Origin of the sequence: Pseudomonas sp. MF6394 (assembly GCF_002018845.1) — a bacterium.
Lineage (GTDB): Bacteria > Pseudomonadota > Gammaproteobacteria > Pseudomonadales > Pseudomonadaceae > Aquipseudomonas > Aquipseudomonas lactis.
This window is the reverse complement of sequence record NZ_MVOJ01000016.1, coordinates 1-15,765: the sequence shown is the minus strand read 5'-3', so window position 1 is coordinate 15,765 and position 15,765 is coordinate 1. Positions and strand designations below refer to the sequence as shown.

Annotated in this window: 12 protein-coding genes; 5 read left to right on the top strand and 7 right to left on the bottom strand. The window is 61.2% G+C overall.

Annotated features, from left to right (window positions below; all coding sequences use genetic code 11):
• The first annotated feature begins 123 nt into the window (after positions 1 to 123).
• From epsC to mgrA, 3 genes are all read left to right on the top strand, one after another.
• Positions 124 to 1,050 carry a serine O-acetyltransferase EpsC gene (gene epsC, locus MF6394_RS17485; protein WP_014716464.1) on the top strand — a complete coding sequence of 309 codons (927 nt, stop codon included), beginning with the start codon at positions 124 to 126 and terminating at the stop codon, positions 1,048 to 1,050.
• A 398-nt stretch (positions 1,051 to 1,448) separates the two neighbouring features.
• On the top strand, positions 1,449 to 3,410 hold the full coding sequence (gene betT / locus MF6394_RS17480) for a choline transporter BetT (protein WP_169856569.1): 1,962 nt from the start codon (positions 1,449 to 1,451) through the stop codon (positions 3,408 to 3,410).
• A 127-nt stretch (positions 3,411 to 3,537) separates the two neighbouring features.
• Positions 3,538 to 4,575: an L-glyceraldehyde 3-phosphate reductase gene (gene mgrA / locus MF6394_RS17475; RefSeq protein ID WP_044270464.1), complete on the top strand. Its 1,038-nt coding sequence runs from the start codon at positions 3,538 to 3,540 to the stop codon at positions 4,573 to 4,575.
• 146 nt (positions 4,576 to 4,721) lie between these two features.
• Here mgrA and tauD read toward each other — a convergent pair whose 3' ends face one another.
• The 7 genes from tauD to MF6394_RS17440 form a co-directional block, all read right to left on the bottom strand.
• Positions 4,722 to 5,558 (bottom strand): taurine dioxygenase, encoded by an 837-nt coding sequence (tauD, locus tag MF6394_RS17470; protein WP_056782608.1) that lies wholly within the window; start codon positions 5,556 to 5,558, stop codon positions 4,722 to 4,724.
• Positions 5,559 to 5,572: 14 nt separating this feature from the next.
• The gene (tauC, locus tag MF6394_RS17465) at positions 5,573 to 6,409 is read right to left on the bottom strand and encodes a taurine ABC transporter permease TauC (RefSeq protein WP_078467144.1); all 837 of its coding nucleotides are present in this window, start codon (positions 6,407 to 6,409) and stop codon (positions 5,573 to 5,575) included.
• Entirely contained in the window at positions 6,406 to 7,185 is a 780-nt protein-coding gene (gene tauB / locus MF6394_RS17460) for a taurine ABC transporter ATP-binding subunit (RefSeq protein WP_003187659.1), read from the bottom strand. Before tauB ends, tauC begins: the two co-directional genes overlap by 4 nt.
• An 18-nt stretch (positions 7,186 to 7,203) precedes the next feature.
• The gene (gene tauA / locus MF6394_RS17455) at positions 7,204 to 8,181 is read right to left on the bottom strand and encodes a taurine ABC transporter substrate-binding protein (RefSeq protein ID WP_078467143.1); all 978 of its coding nucleotides are present in this window, start codon (positions 8,179 to 8,181) and stop codon (positions 7,204 to 7,206) included.
• 258 nt (positions 8,182 to 8,439) lie between these two features.
• Positions 8,440 to 10,023 (bottom strand): glutamate--cysteine ligase, encoded by a 1,584-nt coding sequence (gene gshA, locus MF6394_RS17450; protein ID WP_044270472.1) that lies wholly within the window; start codon positions 10,021 to 10,023, stop codon positions 8,440 to 8,442.
• Positions 10,024 to 10,237: 214 nt separating this feature from the next.
• Positions 10,238 to 10,621, bottom strand: a complete 384-nt coding sequence (locus MF6394_RS17445) for a PaaI family thioesterase (RefSeq protein WP_044270474.1) — start codon at positions 10,619 to 10,621, stop codon at positions 10,238 to 10,240.
• Entirely contained in the window at positions 10,621 to 12,945 is a 2,325-nt protein-coding gene (locus tag MF6394_RS17440) for a Tex family protein (RefSeq protein WP_014716472.1), read from the bottom strand. Before MF6394_RS17440 ends, MF6394_RS17445 begins: the two co-directional genes overlap by 1 nt.
• Positions 12,946 to 13,301: 356 nt before the next feature.
• Here MF6394_RS17440 and ompR point away from each other — a divergent pair, with 356 nt between their 5' ends.
• Entirely contained in the window at positions 13,302 to 14,042 is a 741-nt protein-coding gene (ompR, locus tag MF6394_RS17435) for an osmolarity response regulator transcription factor OmpR (RefSeq protein WP_003187669.1), read from the top strand.
• Positions 14,043 to 14,159: 117 nt separating this feature from the next.
• Positions 14,160 to 15,473, top strand: coding sequence for an ATP-binding protein (locus tag MF6394_RS17430; RefSeq protein WP_003187671.1), 1,314 nt, complete (start codon positions 14,160 to 14,162; stop codon positions 15,471 to 15,473).
• Positions 15,474 to 15,765 lie beyond the last annotated feature (292 nt).

Here is a 15,765-nt window from a genome sequence, read left to right as displayed (position 1 = left end):
ACTTTTCATCGGGCAACCGTCAATCGCTTATGACGAAAGGTTCTTAGGCTCGCACCATTGGTTCTTAAGAGCTGCCCGGGTGCATACCGTAAAGTGAGGGCCATTTCGTCAGGAGTGAATACCGTGAGTGAGCGTTCCAGTCATTGGCAATTGCAGACCATCGTCAGCCAGCTGCGCGGCGCCCGCGACCAGTGGCGAACGCGCAATGGGCGCTTGAGTGGCGAGCATGGTGGCCGCGAATTGCCGTCCCGCGAGGCAGTGGCGCAGATTCTTGAGGCCTTGTGCGGCGCCCTGTTTCCGATGCGTCTGGGCCCGGCGGACCTGCGCGAAGAAAGCGAAGACTTCTACGTGGGCCATACCCTCGACGTTGCGCTCAACGCCCTGCTCGCCCAGGCGCGCCTGGAGCTGCGCTATGCCGCACGCCAGAGCGGTGAGGATGACAGTGAGGTCAACGCCCACGCCATTCGCCTGATCCAGGATTTCGCCCTGGCGCTGCCATCTTTGCGCAGCCTGCTGGACACCGATGTACTGGCCGCCTACCACGGCGATCCGGCCGCCCGCAGTGTGGATGAGGTGCTGCTGTGCTACCCGGGCATCCTGGCGGTGATCCATCATCGCCTGGCCCACCACCTGTACCGCGCCGGCCTGCCGCTGTTGGCGCGGATCAGTGCGGAAATCGCCCACTCGGCCACCGGCATTGATATCCACCCCGGCGCGCAGATCGGCCCGAGTTTCTTTATCGACCACGGCACGGGCGTGGTGATTGGCGAGACCGCGATCATCGGCGAGCGGGTGCGCATCTACCAGGCCGTGACGCTGGGGGCCAAACGCTTTCCGGCGGATGAAGATGGGCAATTGCAGAAAGGCCACCCGCGTCACCCCATTGTTGAAGATGATGTGGTGATTTACGCCGGGGCGACGATTCTGGGGCGGATCACCATTGGCCAGGGTTCGACCATTGGCGGCAATGTGTGGCTGACCCGCAGCGTGCCGGCCGGGGCGAATATCACCCAGGCGAACTTGCAGCATGATGATGGGGCGCAGAAGTAGCCGAAGGTCGCACACCCCCTGTGGGAGCGGGCTTGCTCGCGAAGGCTGCGTGTCAGTTCAAGCATGTGTTGGCTGACACACCGCCTTCGCGGGCAAGCCCGCTCCCACATTTTTTATCCCCATTTCAAAGTTATATCGCTGAACGATTTGCCTCCTTCATCCGTCATACCAATCCCTGAGCTAGTGTAGGAAACACCTACCACTCGGCCCTGCGATTAGTCCAAGACCGCCTATTCATGTTTAACTTGAACGTTCGTTCAAGTTAAACCGGTGGTTCGCTGCCCGCTCACAACAGGAGGCTTACCTTTGCTGAGTCCGTTTTTTACAGCCATATCCCGCAACCTTGAGGTGCATCGTTCATGAGTGCATCGTCTACCTCATCCAGCGGCCTGGTGCGCATGAATGCGCCCGTTTTCTACTTTGCCGCCACCGTCATCCTGCTGTTTGGCATCACGGTCATCGCTATCCCGCAACAGGCCGGTGCCTGGCTGCTGGCGGCGCAAAACTGGGCGGCCAACACGGTCGGCTGGTACTACATGCTGGCGATGACCCTGTATCTGGTCTTCGTGGTGGTCACCGCGCTATCGGGCTACGGCAAGATAAAACTCGGTGCCGACCACGACGAGCCCGAATTCAGTTACCTGTCCTGGGCCGGCATGTTGTTCGCCGCCGGGATCAGCATCACGCTGTTTTTCTTTTGTGTCTCGGAGCCGCTGACGCACTTGGTGCAGCCGCCCCAGGGCGAAGCAATGAACGCCGATGCGGCGCGCCAGGCCATGCAGGTGCTGTTCCTGCACTGGGGCCTGCATGGCTGGGGCGTGTTCGCGTTTGTCGGCATGGCTCTGGCGTATTTCGCCTATCGGCATAACCTGCCGCTGGCGTTGCGCTCGGCGCTGTACCCGCTGATCGGCAAGCGCATCAATGGCCCTATCGGTTACGCCGTGGATGGCTTTGGCATCATTGCCACGGTGTTCGGCCTTGGCGCCGACATGGGCTTTGGCGTACTGCACCTCAATTCTGGCCTGGACTACCTGTTTGGCATTGCCCATACCCAGTGGATCCAGGTGGGCCTGATCACCCTGATGATGGGCGCGGCGATCATCGTGGCCGTGGCCGGCGTCGACAAGGGCGTGCGGGTGATGTCCGACATCAACATGCTGCTGGCCTGTGCGCTGCTGCTGTTCGTGTTGTTCGCCGGGCCTACCCAGCACCTGCTCAACACCTTGATCCAGAACATCGGTGACTATTTGGGGGCGTTGCCCACCAAGAGTTTTGATGTGTACGCCTACAACGAGCCGAGCGACTGGCTGGGCGGCTGGACGGTGTTCTATTGGGCCTGGTGGATTGCATGGTCGCCGTTTGTGGGCCTGTTTATCGCGCGTATTTCCCGTGGCCGCACCATCCGCGAATTCGTGTTTGGCGTGCTGCTGATTCCGCTGGGCTTCACCCTGGCGTGGATGTCGATCTTCGGTAACAGCGCCATCGACCAGGTGCTCAACCATGGCATGGCCGCACTGGGCCAGTCGGCGATCGATGACCCATCGATGAGCCTCTACCTGCTGCTGGAAACCTACCCGTGGAGCAAGACCGTGATCGCGGTCACGGTGTTCATCAGCTTTGTGTTCTTCGTGACCTCGGCGGATTCCGGCACGGTGGTGCTGTCCACTCTCTCGTCCAAAGGCGGCAATGCTGACGAAGACGGGCCGAAGTGGCTGCGTGTGTTCTGGGGCGCGATGACCGCCTTGGTCACCAGTGCCTTGCTGTTCGCCGGCAGTATCGACTCGCTCAAGTCTGCGGTGGTGCTGACCTCGCTGCCGTTCTCGCTGATCCTGCTATTGATGATGTGGGGGCTGCACAAGGCGTTCTACCTAGAGTCGCAAAAGCAGATCGCGCAGTTGCATTCCCTGGCGCCGATTTCCGCTTCACGCAAAGGCCGAGGCGGCTGGCGCCAGCGTTTGAGCCAGGCGGTGCATTTCCCATCCCGCGATGAGGTCTACCGTTTCCTCGACACCACGGTGCGCCCGGCAATTGAAGAAGTGACCGCAGTGTTTGTCGAGAAGGGCCTTACGGTGGTGACACAGCCCGACCCTTCCAACGACAGTGTCAGCTTGGAGATCGGCCATGGTGAAGAACGTCCGTTCATCTACCAGGTACAGATGCGCGGCTACTTCACGCCGTCGTTCGCCCTGGGCGGCATCGGCAAGAAAGAGATTAACAACCGCCGCTACTATCGGGCCGAAGTGCACTTGAGTGAGGGCAGCCAGGACTATGACCTGGTGGGCTACACCAAGGAGCAGATCATCAATGACATCCTCGACCAGTACGAGCGGCACCTGCAGTTTCTGCACATGGTGCGCTGATAGCGTTCCTCTCAAGTAGGTCTTTGCTGTAAAAGGAAGAGGCAGACTTAAGCGATTCAGCTGCTTATAAGGCCCGGGAATATGGCTATTCCCGGGCCTTATTTGCCCTAGATCAAGAGAGGATTCGATGACGTACATTGCTGCCGAAAACCGCTATGAATCTATTCCTTATCGCCGCGTAGGCCGCAGTGGATTGGTGCTGCCAGCACTGTCCCTGGGGTTGTGGCACAACTTTGGCGACAGTACCCCGATCGACACCCAGCGCGCGTTGCTGCGCACGGCGTTCGACCTGGGCATCAACCACTTCGACCTGGCCAACAACTACGGCCCGCCCTACGGCAGCGCCGAGATCAATTTCGGTCGCTTGCTGCGCGAAGACTTCAAGCACTATCGCGACGAACTGATCATCTCCAGCAAAGCCGGTTGGGACATGTGGCCCGGCCCTTACGGCCAGGGTGGCGGTTCGCGTAAATACGTATTGGCGAGCCTGGACCAGAGCCTGCAACGCCTGGGCGTCGATTATGTGGATATCTTCTATTCCCACCGCTTCGACCCCGACACGCCCCTGGAAGAGACCGCCAGCGCCCTGGCCACCGCCGTGCAACAAGGCAAGGCGTTGTACATCGGTATCTCGTCTTACTCCGGGGTAAAAACCCGCGAAATCGCAGCCTTGCTCAACGAGTGGAAAGTGCCGCTGTTGATCCACCAGCCGGCCTATAACCTGCTCAACCGTTGGGTGGAAAAAGACCTGCTGGACACCACTGAAGCACTCGGCGCCGGGGTGATCGCCTTCACGCCGCTGGCCCAGGGTTTGTTGACCGATAAATACCTCAACGGGGTACCGGCCGATGCGCGGGTGAACCGTCCGGGTGGTGGCTCGTTGCAGGCCCAGCACCTGTCCGAGGCTAACATCGCCCATGTACGCGGCCTGAATGAAATCGCCAAGCGCCGTGGCCAGAGCCTGGCCCAGTTGGCGCTGGCGTGGACATTGCGCGACCCACGGGTGACCAGTGCGCTGATCGGTGCGAGCCGGCCGGAGCAGATTATCGAGAACGTCGGGGCGTTGAAGAACTTGAGCTTCAGTGCGCAAGAGCTGGCGGAGATTGATCGGTTTGCGCAGGAAGGTGGCATCAACTTGTGGGAGAAGCCGTCCACCGCCGAATAACCTGCCGCCCAGCGACCAAAATGTGGGAGCGGGCTTGCTCGCGAAAGCGGAGTGTCAGTCAGTAAATAGGTGACTGAATCACCGCATTCGCGAGCAAGCCCGCTCCCACATTTTTATTTTCATGGATGGATATATCGTGCTTGGCGTTAGAACGGCACATCCCCAAGAATCGTCGCCCGGTGCATCACCCGACGCTGCGGCCGGTAGTCATCCACGGCGTAATGCTGGGTAACGCGGTTATCCCAGAACGCCACGTCATTCTCCTGCCAGCGCCAGCGGATGGTGAATTCCGGGCGGGTGGCGTGGGCGAACAGCAGCTTGAGAATCGCCTCGCTTTCGGCCGGTTCCAGTTCATTGATTCGGGTGGTGAAACCGTCGCTGACGAACAGCGATTTACGCCCACTTACCGGATGCGTGCGCACGACTGGGTGCGATAGCGGCGGGTTTTTCTTGCGGGTTGCCTCCCAGCGCACGAGGTCTTCGGCGGTGTTGCCAAAGCGTTCCAGCGGGAACGACTTGGTGAAATCGTGTGTGGCGGTGAGCCCATCGAGCAAGCGCTTCAACGGCTCGGACAGCGCCTCATACGCCGCAATCCCACTGGCCCACAAGGTATCGCCGCCGAAGGCTGGCAGCAGCTTGGCGCTGAGCACTGCGCCCAGGGCAGGCGTGGGCAGGAAGGTCACGTCGGTATGCCAGACCGCGTTATCTCTCACGTCGGTGACGGCGGTGTCGAGGATCAGCACTTCAGGCTGTTCCGGCACGTTGGGGTAGATCGGGTGGATGTGCAGGTCGCCGAAGTTTGCCGCGAATCGTGCCTGTTGCTGGGGCGTGATCGGCTGGTCACGGAAGAACAACACCGAATAGTCGAGCAACGCCTGTTCAATCGCGTCGCGCTGTTCGGGGTTCAGCGGCTGGGTGATATCGACGCCACTGATCTGGGCGCCCAGGGCGGTGCTTAATGGGGTAACGGTCAGGCTGCTCATTGTGGGTTCTTCACTCAGTGTGCCTGGCCATGCCAGGGCACTAATTTACGCTGCAGGGCGCGCAGGCCCATTTCCATGGCGAAGGCGATCAGGGCGATCACCAGGATGCCCAGCACCACCACATCAGTGACCAGAAACTGCGCCGCCGACTGCACCATGAAGCCCAGGCCGCTGGTGGCGGCAATCAACTCGGCCGCCACCAGGGTCGACCAGCCCACACCCAGGCCGATACGCACACCGGTGAGGATATCGGGCAGGGCGCTGGGCAGGATCACATGGCGAATCAGTTGCGCGCGGGTGGCGCCCAACGACTGCGCCGCGCGCAATTTGGCCGGGTCGACGGTGCGCACGCCCGTTGCGGTGGCGATGGCAATCGGGGCGAAGATAGCGAGGTAGATCAGCAGCACCTTGGACAGCTCGCCAATGCCGCACCAGATCACGATCAACGGCAGGTAGGCCAGGGGCGGAATCGGCCGGTAGAACTCGATCAGCGGATCGAGAATGCCACGGGCGATACGGTTGGCACCGATGGCGATCCCCACCGGCACGGCGGTCAGTACCGCAAAGCCCAGGCCCAGGCCGATGCGGCTGAGGCTCGCGCCCAGGTGCTGCCACAAGGTGGAATCCATATAACCGGTGGTCGCCAACAGCCAGCCTTTTTGCAGCACGGCCGACGGTGGCGGCAGGAACAGGGGCTCGATCAAACCGGTGGCGGTGACGGCCCACCAGAGGGCGAGCAAGGCCACCAGGGTCAGCAGGCTGATCCAGCGCGTGCTCAGGCGCCGGCGCAGTGGGATCACGGCATGTGTCGAAGGCTCGGTGGCCGTGGCGGGAAGTTCGTAGCTGCTCATGCGTACACCTGCCGTTGGGAGAACACTTTGCCCAGCACGTGTTCGCGGGTTTCGATAAAGCGTGGGTCGGACTTGATGGCGCGGGCCGATTCTCCGGCGGCATACCGTTGACCGAAGTCCAGCTGCAACCGCTCAACGATCTGGCCGGGGTTGGGCGCGAGCAAGATCAGGTCGGTGGCGAGAAACACCGCCTCTTCGATGTCGTGGGTAATCAGGAACACCGGCTTGGCCGTGCGCCGCCACACTTGCAGCAGCAACTCCTGCATTTGTTCACGGGTGAAGGCATCCAGGGCGCCGAAGGGTTCGTCCATCAGCAATACGCGCGGGTCGGCCGCCAACGCACGCGCCAGGCCGACGCGTTGCTTCTGGCCGCCGGAGAGTTGCCAGATGCGGCGGCTGTCGAAACCGGCCAGGTCCACCAGTGCGAGCATTTCACGGGCGCGCACGTCGCGCTGCGCCTTGGGTACGCCGGCCAGTTCCAGGCCGAAAGCCACATTGGCCAACACGTCCTGCCAGGGCAGCAGGGCGTCGTCCTGGAACACCACGCCGCGTTCGGCGCTGGGGCCTTTGACCGGCACGCCATCGAGGGTGATACGCCCGGCAGAGGGTTCGACGAAGCCGGCAATCAGGTTCAACAACGACGTCTTGCCACTGCCGGACGGGCCCAGGGCAACCAGCAATTGCTGGGGCCCTAGTTCCAGTGAAATATCGGACAGTACCGGTTCCGGGGCGCCTGGGTACTGTGCGCTGATGCGCTCCAGCTGTAGCAAGGCCATCGCAGTGAACTCCTGGGGTCAGTTGGTAATGAACTGGGCGCTGACGTAAGGGGCGTAGTCCGGCAGCACGGCATCGACCTTGCCCTGCTCCTTGAGGAACGCAGCGGTATCGGTGACGGCCTTGGTGGTCGGTGCGCCCAGCAGGGTGACCTGGTCGGCAGCGAGCGGGTAGACGTTGCCTTGCAGCAGCAACGGGATATCGCTGGCCTTGGCACCGGAGAGTTTCACCAGCTTGTCGACGTTGCCGGAATGGGCGAGCCAGGCTTGTGGGTCTTTTCGGTAGGCGGCGTAGGCATCCAGAGTGACCTTGGCGAAAGCGGTAACGATCTCCGGGTGCTTCTCGGCAAAATCCTTGCGCACGATCCAGGCATCGAACGTCGGCGCGCCGAACTTGGCCAGCTCCCCGGAGGTGATCAGCACCTTGCCGGTTTCCTTGGCCACGCCCAGAGCCGGGTCCCACACATAGGTGGCGTCGATATCACCGCGCTTCCAGGCGGCGATGATGGCCGGCGGGGCGAGGTTGAGGATGGTGACTTTGGCCGGGTCGATGTTCCAGTGTTTCAGCGCGGCGAGCAGGCTGTAGTGGCCGGTGGAAACGAAGGGCACGGCGATCTTTTTGCCGATCAGGTCTTGCGGGCTGTTGATGCCCGAACCGTTACGCGCCACCAGGGCTTCGGCGCCGCCGATCTGGGTGGCGACGAGGAAGGTTTGCACCGGGACTTTGCGGGTGATTGCGGCGGTCAGCGGGCTGGAACCGAGGTAGCCGATCTGTACGTCGCTGGAAGCGATGGCGGCGATAATGTCGGCGCCATTGTCGAATTTGCGCCAGTCGATCTTGGCGTTGGTCGCCTTTTCATAGGCGCCGTCGGCTTGGGCGACTTTGGCCGGGTCCACGGTGGTCTGGTACGCAATGGTCACATCTGCCGCCTGGGCAAACAGGCTGGCACCGGCCAGGGACAATGCGGCCAACAGGCGCAGAGGGGTCAGCAGTTTCAAGGGGAAGCTCCTCAATCAGGCGGCCGAGGGTCGGCGTGAGAGGAGACTAAATGATCTAAGAATTCTAAAATAAATAACTTTTTCGAATTAGCTTATGAGGGTAAATGGCGAAGCCTGTTTTCAGGCTGGCAGAATAATGTGGGAGCTGGCTTGCCTGCGATAGCGGTGTATCAGTCAACAGGTGGGTTGCTGACCCACCGCTATCGCAGGCAAGCCAGCTCCCACACAAGCCAGCTCCCCAGGGGAGCGAGCCTTAGGTTAGTTGCTGATGGCGAGGATACTTGCCTGGTACGAGCCGACAAACACGTCGAAATCGCCCACTTCGTTCTGCTCCAGCTCCGCCTGTTGCGCCAGCGACACACGGGCCAGCTCTTCAAAGCGCGCTTGTTCGTCAGCCGCCAAAGGCTCCTTGCGAAAGTACTCGGCATGCACTTCGCTTTGATGCAGGGAGAACTGCGCAAAGCTTTCCTTGCGCTCGGCCATGGCCGCCAATACCTGGGCCGACGGCGTCAGGGACGGGTCCTTGACCTTGGCCAACTGGGCGTCCAGTGCCTCGCTGTGCTCAGTGATGCCATGGCTCTGATCGAGCAGGGCGGCCAGCGGGGCAATCTTCTCCAGCAACTCGGCCGCCCACTCTTTCATGTCCACCGGCTGGCCGTCACGCTGCAATTGCAGGCCCGGACGGCGGCCTTCCTTGACCACGCTGAGGAAGTTGGAGGTGGCGTTACCGCACTCGTTGTTGGCGAACAGCGGGCTGTCGTTCAGTGCGCAGTACAGCAGGAACGCGTCGAGGAAACGTGATTCCGGCAGGTCGATACCCATCGGCAGGAACGGGTTGATGTCCAGGCAGCGTACTTCGATGTACTGAATACCACGGGCCATCAGCGCCTGGATCGGCCGCTCGCCGGTGTAGGTCACACGCTTGGGGCGGATGTTGGAGTAGTACTCGTTTTCGATCTGCAGGATGTTGGTGTTCAGTTGCACCCACTCGCCATCCTTGTGCGTGCCGACTTCAACGTACGGCGCGTAGGGCGTTGCCACCGCTTCGCGCAGGCTGTCGGTGTAGCTGGCCAAATCGTTGTAGCACGGCGTCAGGCCGGCCTGGGCGTTGCTCTGGTAACCCAGGTCGCTCATGCGCAGGCTGGTGGCGTAGGGCAGGTACAGGGTGTCGGCATCGAGGACTTCAAGCTGATGCGAGCGCCCGCGCAGGAAACCGGCGTCCAGGGCGGGCGAGGCACCGAACAGGTACATCAACAGCCAGCTGTAGCGCCGGAAATTACGGATCAGCGCGATGTAGGCCGTGGACTGATAGTCACGGTCGGTGCCGACAAATCCTTCTGTTTCCTTGAGCAACGGCCACAGCTGTTCCGGCAGGGAAAAGTTGTAGTGGATGCCCGCAATGCACTGCATGGTCTTGCCGTAACGCAGGGCCAAGCCCTTGCGGTACACGTACTTGAGCTGGCCGATATTGGAGGTGCCGTAGTAGGCAATCGGAATATCTTCCTCGGCCGGCAACGGGCACGGCATCGAGGGGCTCCACAGGTATTCGCTGCCCAGCTTGGAGTAGGCAAAGCGATGGATCTTGTCCAGGCTGCTCAGGGTATCGGCCGGGTTCGGCAGGGCTGGGGTGATGAACTCCAGCAGCGATTCCGAGTAGTCGGTGGTGATCTGTTCATTGGTCAGCGCGGCGCCCAAGGCTTCGGGGTGCGGCGTTTGCGCCAGGCGACCTTCGTTGGTGACACGCAGGCATTCGCGCTCGATGCCGTGCAAGCATTGCTCTAGCAGGGAGAGGTGTTCGCGCTTGCCGAGCAGGGCCAGGCGGCGGTTGAGAAGTTCGCTCAAGTTGGATTCCTTCACGCGTCAGTCGCCCCAATATGGGGGTGGGCAGGACGGTCTACAAGGGTGAAGTTGAAACTGGCGTGATCGCCTGGTTTTGAGTCGATTTGACCCACTCTGAATTTGCCGACTTCACTCCATGAGTTGGGCTACAGCGCAGCGAGAAAATTCCGACGCTGTTATCGCAGCGCCGAAATTAACTCAAATCGGGGGTGGGGAGCTATAGGACAGCGAACGTGCCCTGCGCTTTTGCGACAAGTCTTTCGCCTTGGTACACCTCGGCCTCGACCACCAGGGTGCGGCGACCGGTGTGGATCACCCGGCTGGTGCACAGCACCTCACCGTCTTCCACAGCGCGGATATAGTTGATCTTGCATTCGATGGTGGCGCTCTGCTGGTCAAAACCATGGGCGCTGGAGCATGCCAGGCCCATGGTGATGTCCACCAGGCTGAAAATCGCCCCGCCATGGAGTTTGCCTGCGCGGTTGCGCAGGTGCGGCTCCAGGGTCAGGGCCACCTCGGCAACGCCCTCTTCCAGGCGTTGCAGGCGGCAGCCGATCAGTTCGCTGAAGGCGCTCTGGGTCAAACCAGCCGGGATCTGCATCAGCGCTTCTTCAGCTGTTTAGCGTTGGCAAACAGCGACGCCATGGCGTTGTTGCTCGGCGCGGCAGTCGCGGTTTCCTTGCGCGGCGCGTTGTTCTGCGACTGGCGTGGCGCCGAACCTGGGCGAGCGCCACGGGCACCGTCGATTTTCTCGCCGGGGGTGTCGCTCATGCGCATCGACAGGCCCACGCGTTTACGCGGGATGTCGACTTCCATGACCTTGACCTTGACCACGTCACCAGCTTTCACCGCTTCACGTGGGTCCTTGATGAACTTCTCCGAAAGCGCGGAGATATGCACCAAACCGTCCTGATGCACACCGATGTCCACGAATGCGCCGAAGTTGGTCACGTTGGTTACAACGCCTTCGAGGATCATGCCGGGTTGCAGGTCCTTGAGGTCTTCGACGCCGTCCTGGAACTCGGCGGTCTTGAACTCGGGGCGCGGGTCGCGACCTGGTTTCTCCAGCTCTTGCAGGATATCGGTGATGGTCGGCACACCGAAGGTTTCGTCGGTGTACTTCTTCGGGTCCAGGCGCTTGAGGAACGCGGCATCGCCGATCAACGAACGGATATCGCGGTCGGTCTCGGCGGCAATGCGTTGCACCAGCGGGTAGGCTTCCGGGTGAACCGCAGAGGCGTCCAGCGGGTTGTCGCCGTTCATTACGCGCAGGAAACCAGCAGCCTGTTCAAAAGTTTTTTCACCCAGGCGTGCGACCTTTTTCAGCGCGGCGCGGGTTTTGAACGCGCCGTTTTCGTCGCGGTGACTGACGATGTTCTGTGCCAGGGTGGCGTTGAGGCCGGAGATCCGCGCCAGCAGGGCCACGGATGCGGTGTTCACATCCACGCCCACGGCGTTTACGCAGTCTTCCACCACCGCATCCAGGCCGCGTGCCAGTTTCAGCTGCGACACGTCGTGCTGGTACTGGCCGACGCCGATGGATTTAGGGTCGATCTTCACCAGTTCGGCCAGCGGGTCTTGCAGGCGACGGGCGATGGACACCGCGCCACGGATCGACACGTCGAGGTCTGGGAATTCCTTGGAGGCCAACTCCGACGCCGAGTACACCGAAGCGCCTGCTTCGGAGACCATGACCTTGGTCATCTTCATGGCTGGGTATTTTTTGATCAGCTCGGCGGCCAGCTTGTCGGTTTCGCGGCTGGCGGTGCCGTTGCCGATGGCGATCAGGTCCACCGCGTGCTTGGCGCACAGGGCGGCCAGGATAGCCAGGGTCTGGTCCCACTTGTTGTGCGGAACGTGCGGGTACACGGTGGCGTGGTCCAGCAGCTTGCCGGTGGCATCGACCACCGCGACCTTGCAACCGGTGCGCAGGCCCGGGTCGAGGCCCAGGGTGGCACGTGGGCCGGCCGGTGCGGCCAACAGCAGGTCGTGCAGGTTGTGGGCGAACACATTGATCGCCTCGGTTTCGGCGCCGTCGCGCAACTCGCCGAGCAGGTCGGTTTCCAGGTGGGTATAGAGCTTGACCTTCCAGGTCCAGCGCACCACTTCGCCAAGCCACTTGTCAGCCGGGCGGTTCTGGTTCTGGATGCCGAATTGTTGACCGATCATGCCTTCGCACGGGTGCATGGTGCCCGGCAGCTCGTCACCGACTTTCAATGCGGAGCTGAGAATGCCTTCGTTGCGGCCGCGGAAAATCGCCAGGGCGCGGTGGGACGGCATGCTTTTGAGCGGCTCGTCGTGTTCGAAATAGTCGCGGAACTTGGCGCCTTCTTCCTCTTTACCGGCGATGACGCGGGCGCTGAGGATGGCTTCTTGCTTGAGGTAGGTGCGCAGTTTTTCCAGGAGGCTGGCGTTTTCGGCGAAGCGCTCCATCAGGATGTACTTGGCGCCTTCGAGGGCAGCCTTGACGTCGGCGACGCCTTTTTCAGCATCGATAAAGCGTGCGGCTTCGGTTTCTGGCGTCAGCGACGGGTCGTTGAACAGGCCATCGGCCAAGTCACCCAGGCCGGCTTCCAGGGCGATCTGGCCCTTTGTGCGACGTTTCTGTTTGTACGGCAGGTAAAGGTCTTCGAGGCGGGTCTTGGTGTCGGCGAGCTTGATGTCGCGTTCCAGTTGCGGGGTCAACTTGCCCTGTTCCTCGATGCTGGCGAGGATGCTGATACGCCGTTCGTCGAGTTCTCGCAGGTAGCGCAGGCGCTCTTCCAGGTGACGCAGTTGGGTGTCGTCGAGGCTGCCGGTCACTTCTTTTCGGTAACGGGCGATGAAAGGCACCGTGGAGCCTTCATCCAGTAGAGCGACGGCCGCTTCGACCTGTTGTGGGCGTACGCCGAGTTCCTCGGCGATGCGGCTGTTGATGCTGTCCATAAAACCACCTGAAATTCTTAAAATCAGCGCGCCGGCCCGTTAAACAAGGCACGGCGAGGCTGGTTGAGCGGCCCGACTGGCGCCGCTGCCTGGGTCAAGAGGCTGGCTATTGACCCTCGAAATCGAAAAATTCACGACAAGCGGGTAAAAAAAGCCCGGCAGTAAACGGTAACGATCTGACGTTGCCCTGCACGCAGGCGCCGCATTATAACCAGCGTTCTGCCCTTGGGGGCTACTGCGCCGCAGGTTGTAGGGCGTGGGTTCGCTGGCAGTAGATGAAAAATCTGCTAACAATGCACACGGTGCGTATAACGGCAGCTACGCCATAATGCGCGCCGAGATAAGAGGAGCATCCAATGAGCAGCACCGCACAAACTGCTGAAGGCGAAAAAATTCTCATCGTTGATGACGATCCGGGGCTGAGCAGCCTGCTGGAGCGTTTTTTCAACTCCAAGGGCTATCGTGCCCGCGCGGTGCCGAACACCGAGCAGATGGATCGCCTGTTAGGGCGTGAAGTCTTCAACCTGGTCGTACTCGACCTGATGCTGCCCGGCGAAGACGGCCTTACCGCGTGCAAGCGCCTGCGCGGTGCGAACAACCAGATCCCGATCATCATGCTCACCGCCAAGGGCGATGAGCTGAGCCGTATCAAAGGCCTGGAACTGGGTGCTGATGACTACCTGGCCAAACCGTTCAACCCCGATGAGCTGATGGCGCGGGTCAAGGCCGTGTTGCGTCGCCAGGCACCGGCGGTACCGGGCGCACCGGGCAGCGAAGACGAAAGCGTCACCTTTGGCGACTACGAACTGTCGCTGGCCACCCGTGAGCTCAAGCGCGGTGAAGAAGTGCACATGCTCACCACAGGTGAATTCGCAGTGCTCAAGGCCTTGGTGATGAACGCTCGCCAGCCGCTGACCCGTGACAAGCTGATGAACCTGGCCCGTGGCCGGGAATGGGACGCCCTGGAGCGCTCCATTGACGTACAGATTTCCCGATTGCGCCGGATGATCGAGCCGGACCCGTCCAAGCCGCGCTATATCCAGACCGTGTGGGGTGTGGGTTATGTGTTTGTGCCGGATGGCACCGCAACCAAGTGACCGATGATTTGCAGGGGCGGGTATCCTGGCGTTTGACCCCATGAGGGTCGACGGGATGCCCGGCGTCTGCAATTCTGCGAGCACCGCTCGTTCCTGCAAGGTGTGCAGCTTTCATCTATGAAAACCCCGCTGTGGTTCCCACAAAGTTTCTTCTCCCGCACCCTCTGGCTGGTGCTTATTGTCGTTCTGTTTTCCAAGGCACTCACGCTGGTTTATCTGCTGATGAACGAAGACGTGCTGGTAGACCGGCAGTACAGCCATGGCGTCGCCCTGACGTTGCGTGGTTATTGGGCGGTAGACCCTGAGAACCGCGAAAAGGTAGCCAAGGCATCGACCCTGACTCGGGTTGACGGCGCCGGTGTGCCTGAAGGCGAGCAACATTGGCCCTACAGCGAGATTTACCAGCGCCAGATGCAGGCCGAATTGGGCGCCGACACCGAGGTGCGCCTGCGTATGCATGTTTCGCCTGCGCTGTGGGTGCGAGCGCCCAGCCTGGGGGATGCGTGGATCAAGGTTCCGCTTTATCCGCACCCGCTGCGCGGGCAAAAAATCTGGAACGTGTTGGGTTGGTTCCTGGCCATTGGCTTGCTCTCAACGGCGTCTGCGTGGATTTTCGTCCGCCAGCTCAACCAACCCCTCAAACGCCTGGTGTTTGCCGCTCGCCAACTGGGCCAGGGGCGCAGTGTGCGCCTGCCGGTCAGCGACACCCCTAGTGAGATGACCGAGGTGTACGGCGCCTTCAACCAGATGGCAGAAGATGTCGAACAAGCTGGGCGCGAGCGCGAGTTGATGCTGGCGGGCGTGTCCCATGACTTGCGCACGCCGCTGACGCGATTGCGTTTGTCCCTGGAACTGATGGGTGACCATACCGACCTCACCGATGACATGGTGCGCGACATCGAAGACATGGACGCCATCCTGGACCAGTTCCTGGCGTTCATCCGTGACGGGCGCGATGAGGTGGTCGAGGAGGTCGACCTCACCGACCTCGTGCGTGAAGTGGTTGCGCCCTATAACCAGAACGGTGAGCAGGTGCGCACGCGCCTGGAGCCGATCCAGCCGTTCGCCTTACGCCGGGTGTCGATGAAGCGCCTGCTGAACAACTTGATTGGCAACGCCTTGCACCATGCCGGTTCCGATGTGGAAGTAGCCGCGTACGTCTCCGGCGACAGTGCCGCCCCTTACGTGGTGCTGAGTGTGATGGACCGTGGCACAGGAATCGATCCGGCGGAACTGGAAGGTATCTTCAACCCCTTCACCCGTGGCGACCGAGCCCGAGGTGGCAAGGGCACCGGGTTGGGGTTGGCGATTGTGCGGCGCATTGCGTCGATGCATGGCGGCAATGTTGAGTTGCGCAACCGGGAAGGCGGTGGGTTGGAAGCACGGGTGCGGCTGCCGCTGGGGTTGATGTTGCCTAGAGACGCTGTCTAACAAGCAATATGAATGCAAATGTGGGAGCTGGCTTGCCGGCGAAGAGGGTGGCACATTCAACATCGTTGTTGACTGAGCTACCGCTATCGCAGCATAGGTATCTACACAATTTTGTACGTTGTAGCAGCCGACGGTAACTACGATGCGAAGCGAGTCGCTCTTGATCCCCCGGTGTCAGGGTAGTTGTCGTGTCCCCCGCTTTTTGAAAAGCATTCCGGGGGCGGCAAGAGTATGGTCATGCCTTTCTATTCAGAAGAACGTAAAGCTGCGCTGCTGAAAATGATGCTTCCGC

Excerpts from the sequence above, each read along its gene's own strand:
- betT (WP_169856569.1), top strand. The coding sequence starts at position 1,449 with ATGAATGCGCCCGTTTTCTACTTTGCCGCCACCGTCATCCTGCTGTTT.
- mgrA (WP_044270464.1), top strand. The coding sequence starts at position 3,538 with ATGACGTACATTGCTGCCGAAAACCGCTATGAATCTATTCCTTATCGC.
- tauD (WP_056782608.1), bottom strand. The coding sequence starts at position 5,558 with ATGAGCAGCCTGACCGTTACCCCATTAAGCACCGCCCTGGGCGCCCAG.
- tauC (WP_078467144.1), bottom strand. The coding sequence starts at position 6,409 with ATGAGCAGCTACGAACTTCCCGCCACGGCCACCGAGCCTTCGACACAT.
- tauB (WP_003187659.1), bottom strand. The coding sequence starts at position 7,185 with ATGGCCTTGCTACAGCTGGAGCGCATCAGCGCACAGTACCCAGGCGCC.
- MF6394_RS17445 (WP_044270474.1), bottom strand. The coding sequence starts at position 10,621 with ATGCAGATCCCGGCTGGTTTGACCCAGAGCGCCTTCAGCGAACTGATC.
- MF6394_RS17440 (WP_014716472.1), bottom strand. The coding sequence starts at position 12,945 with ATGGACAGCATCAACAGCCGCATCGCCGAGGAACTCGGCGTACGCCCA.
- ompR (WP_003187669.1), top strand. The coding sequence starts at position 13,302 with ATGAGCAGCACCGCACAAACTGCTGAAGGCGAAAAAATTCTCATCGTT.
- MF6394_RS17430 (WP_003187671.1), top strand. The coding sequence starts at position 14,160 with ATGAAAACCCCGCTGTGGTTCCCACAAAGTTTCTTCTCCCGCACCCTC.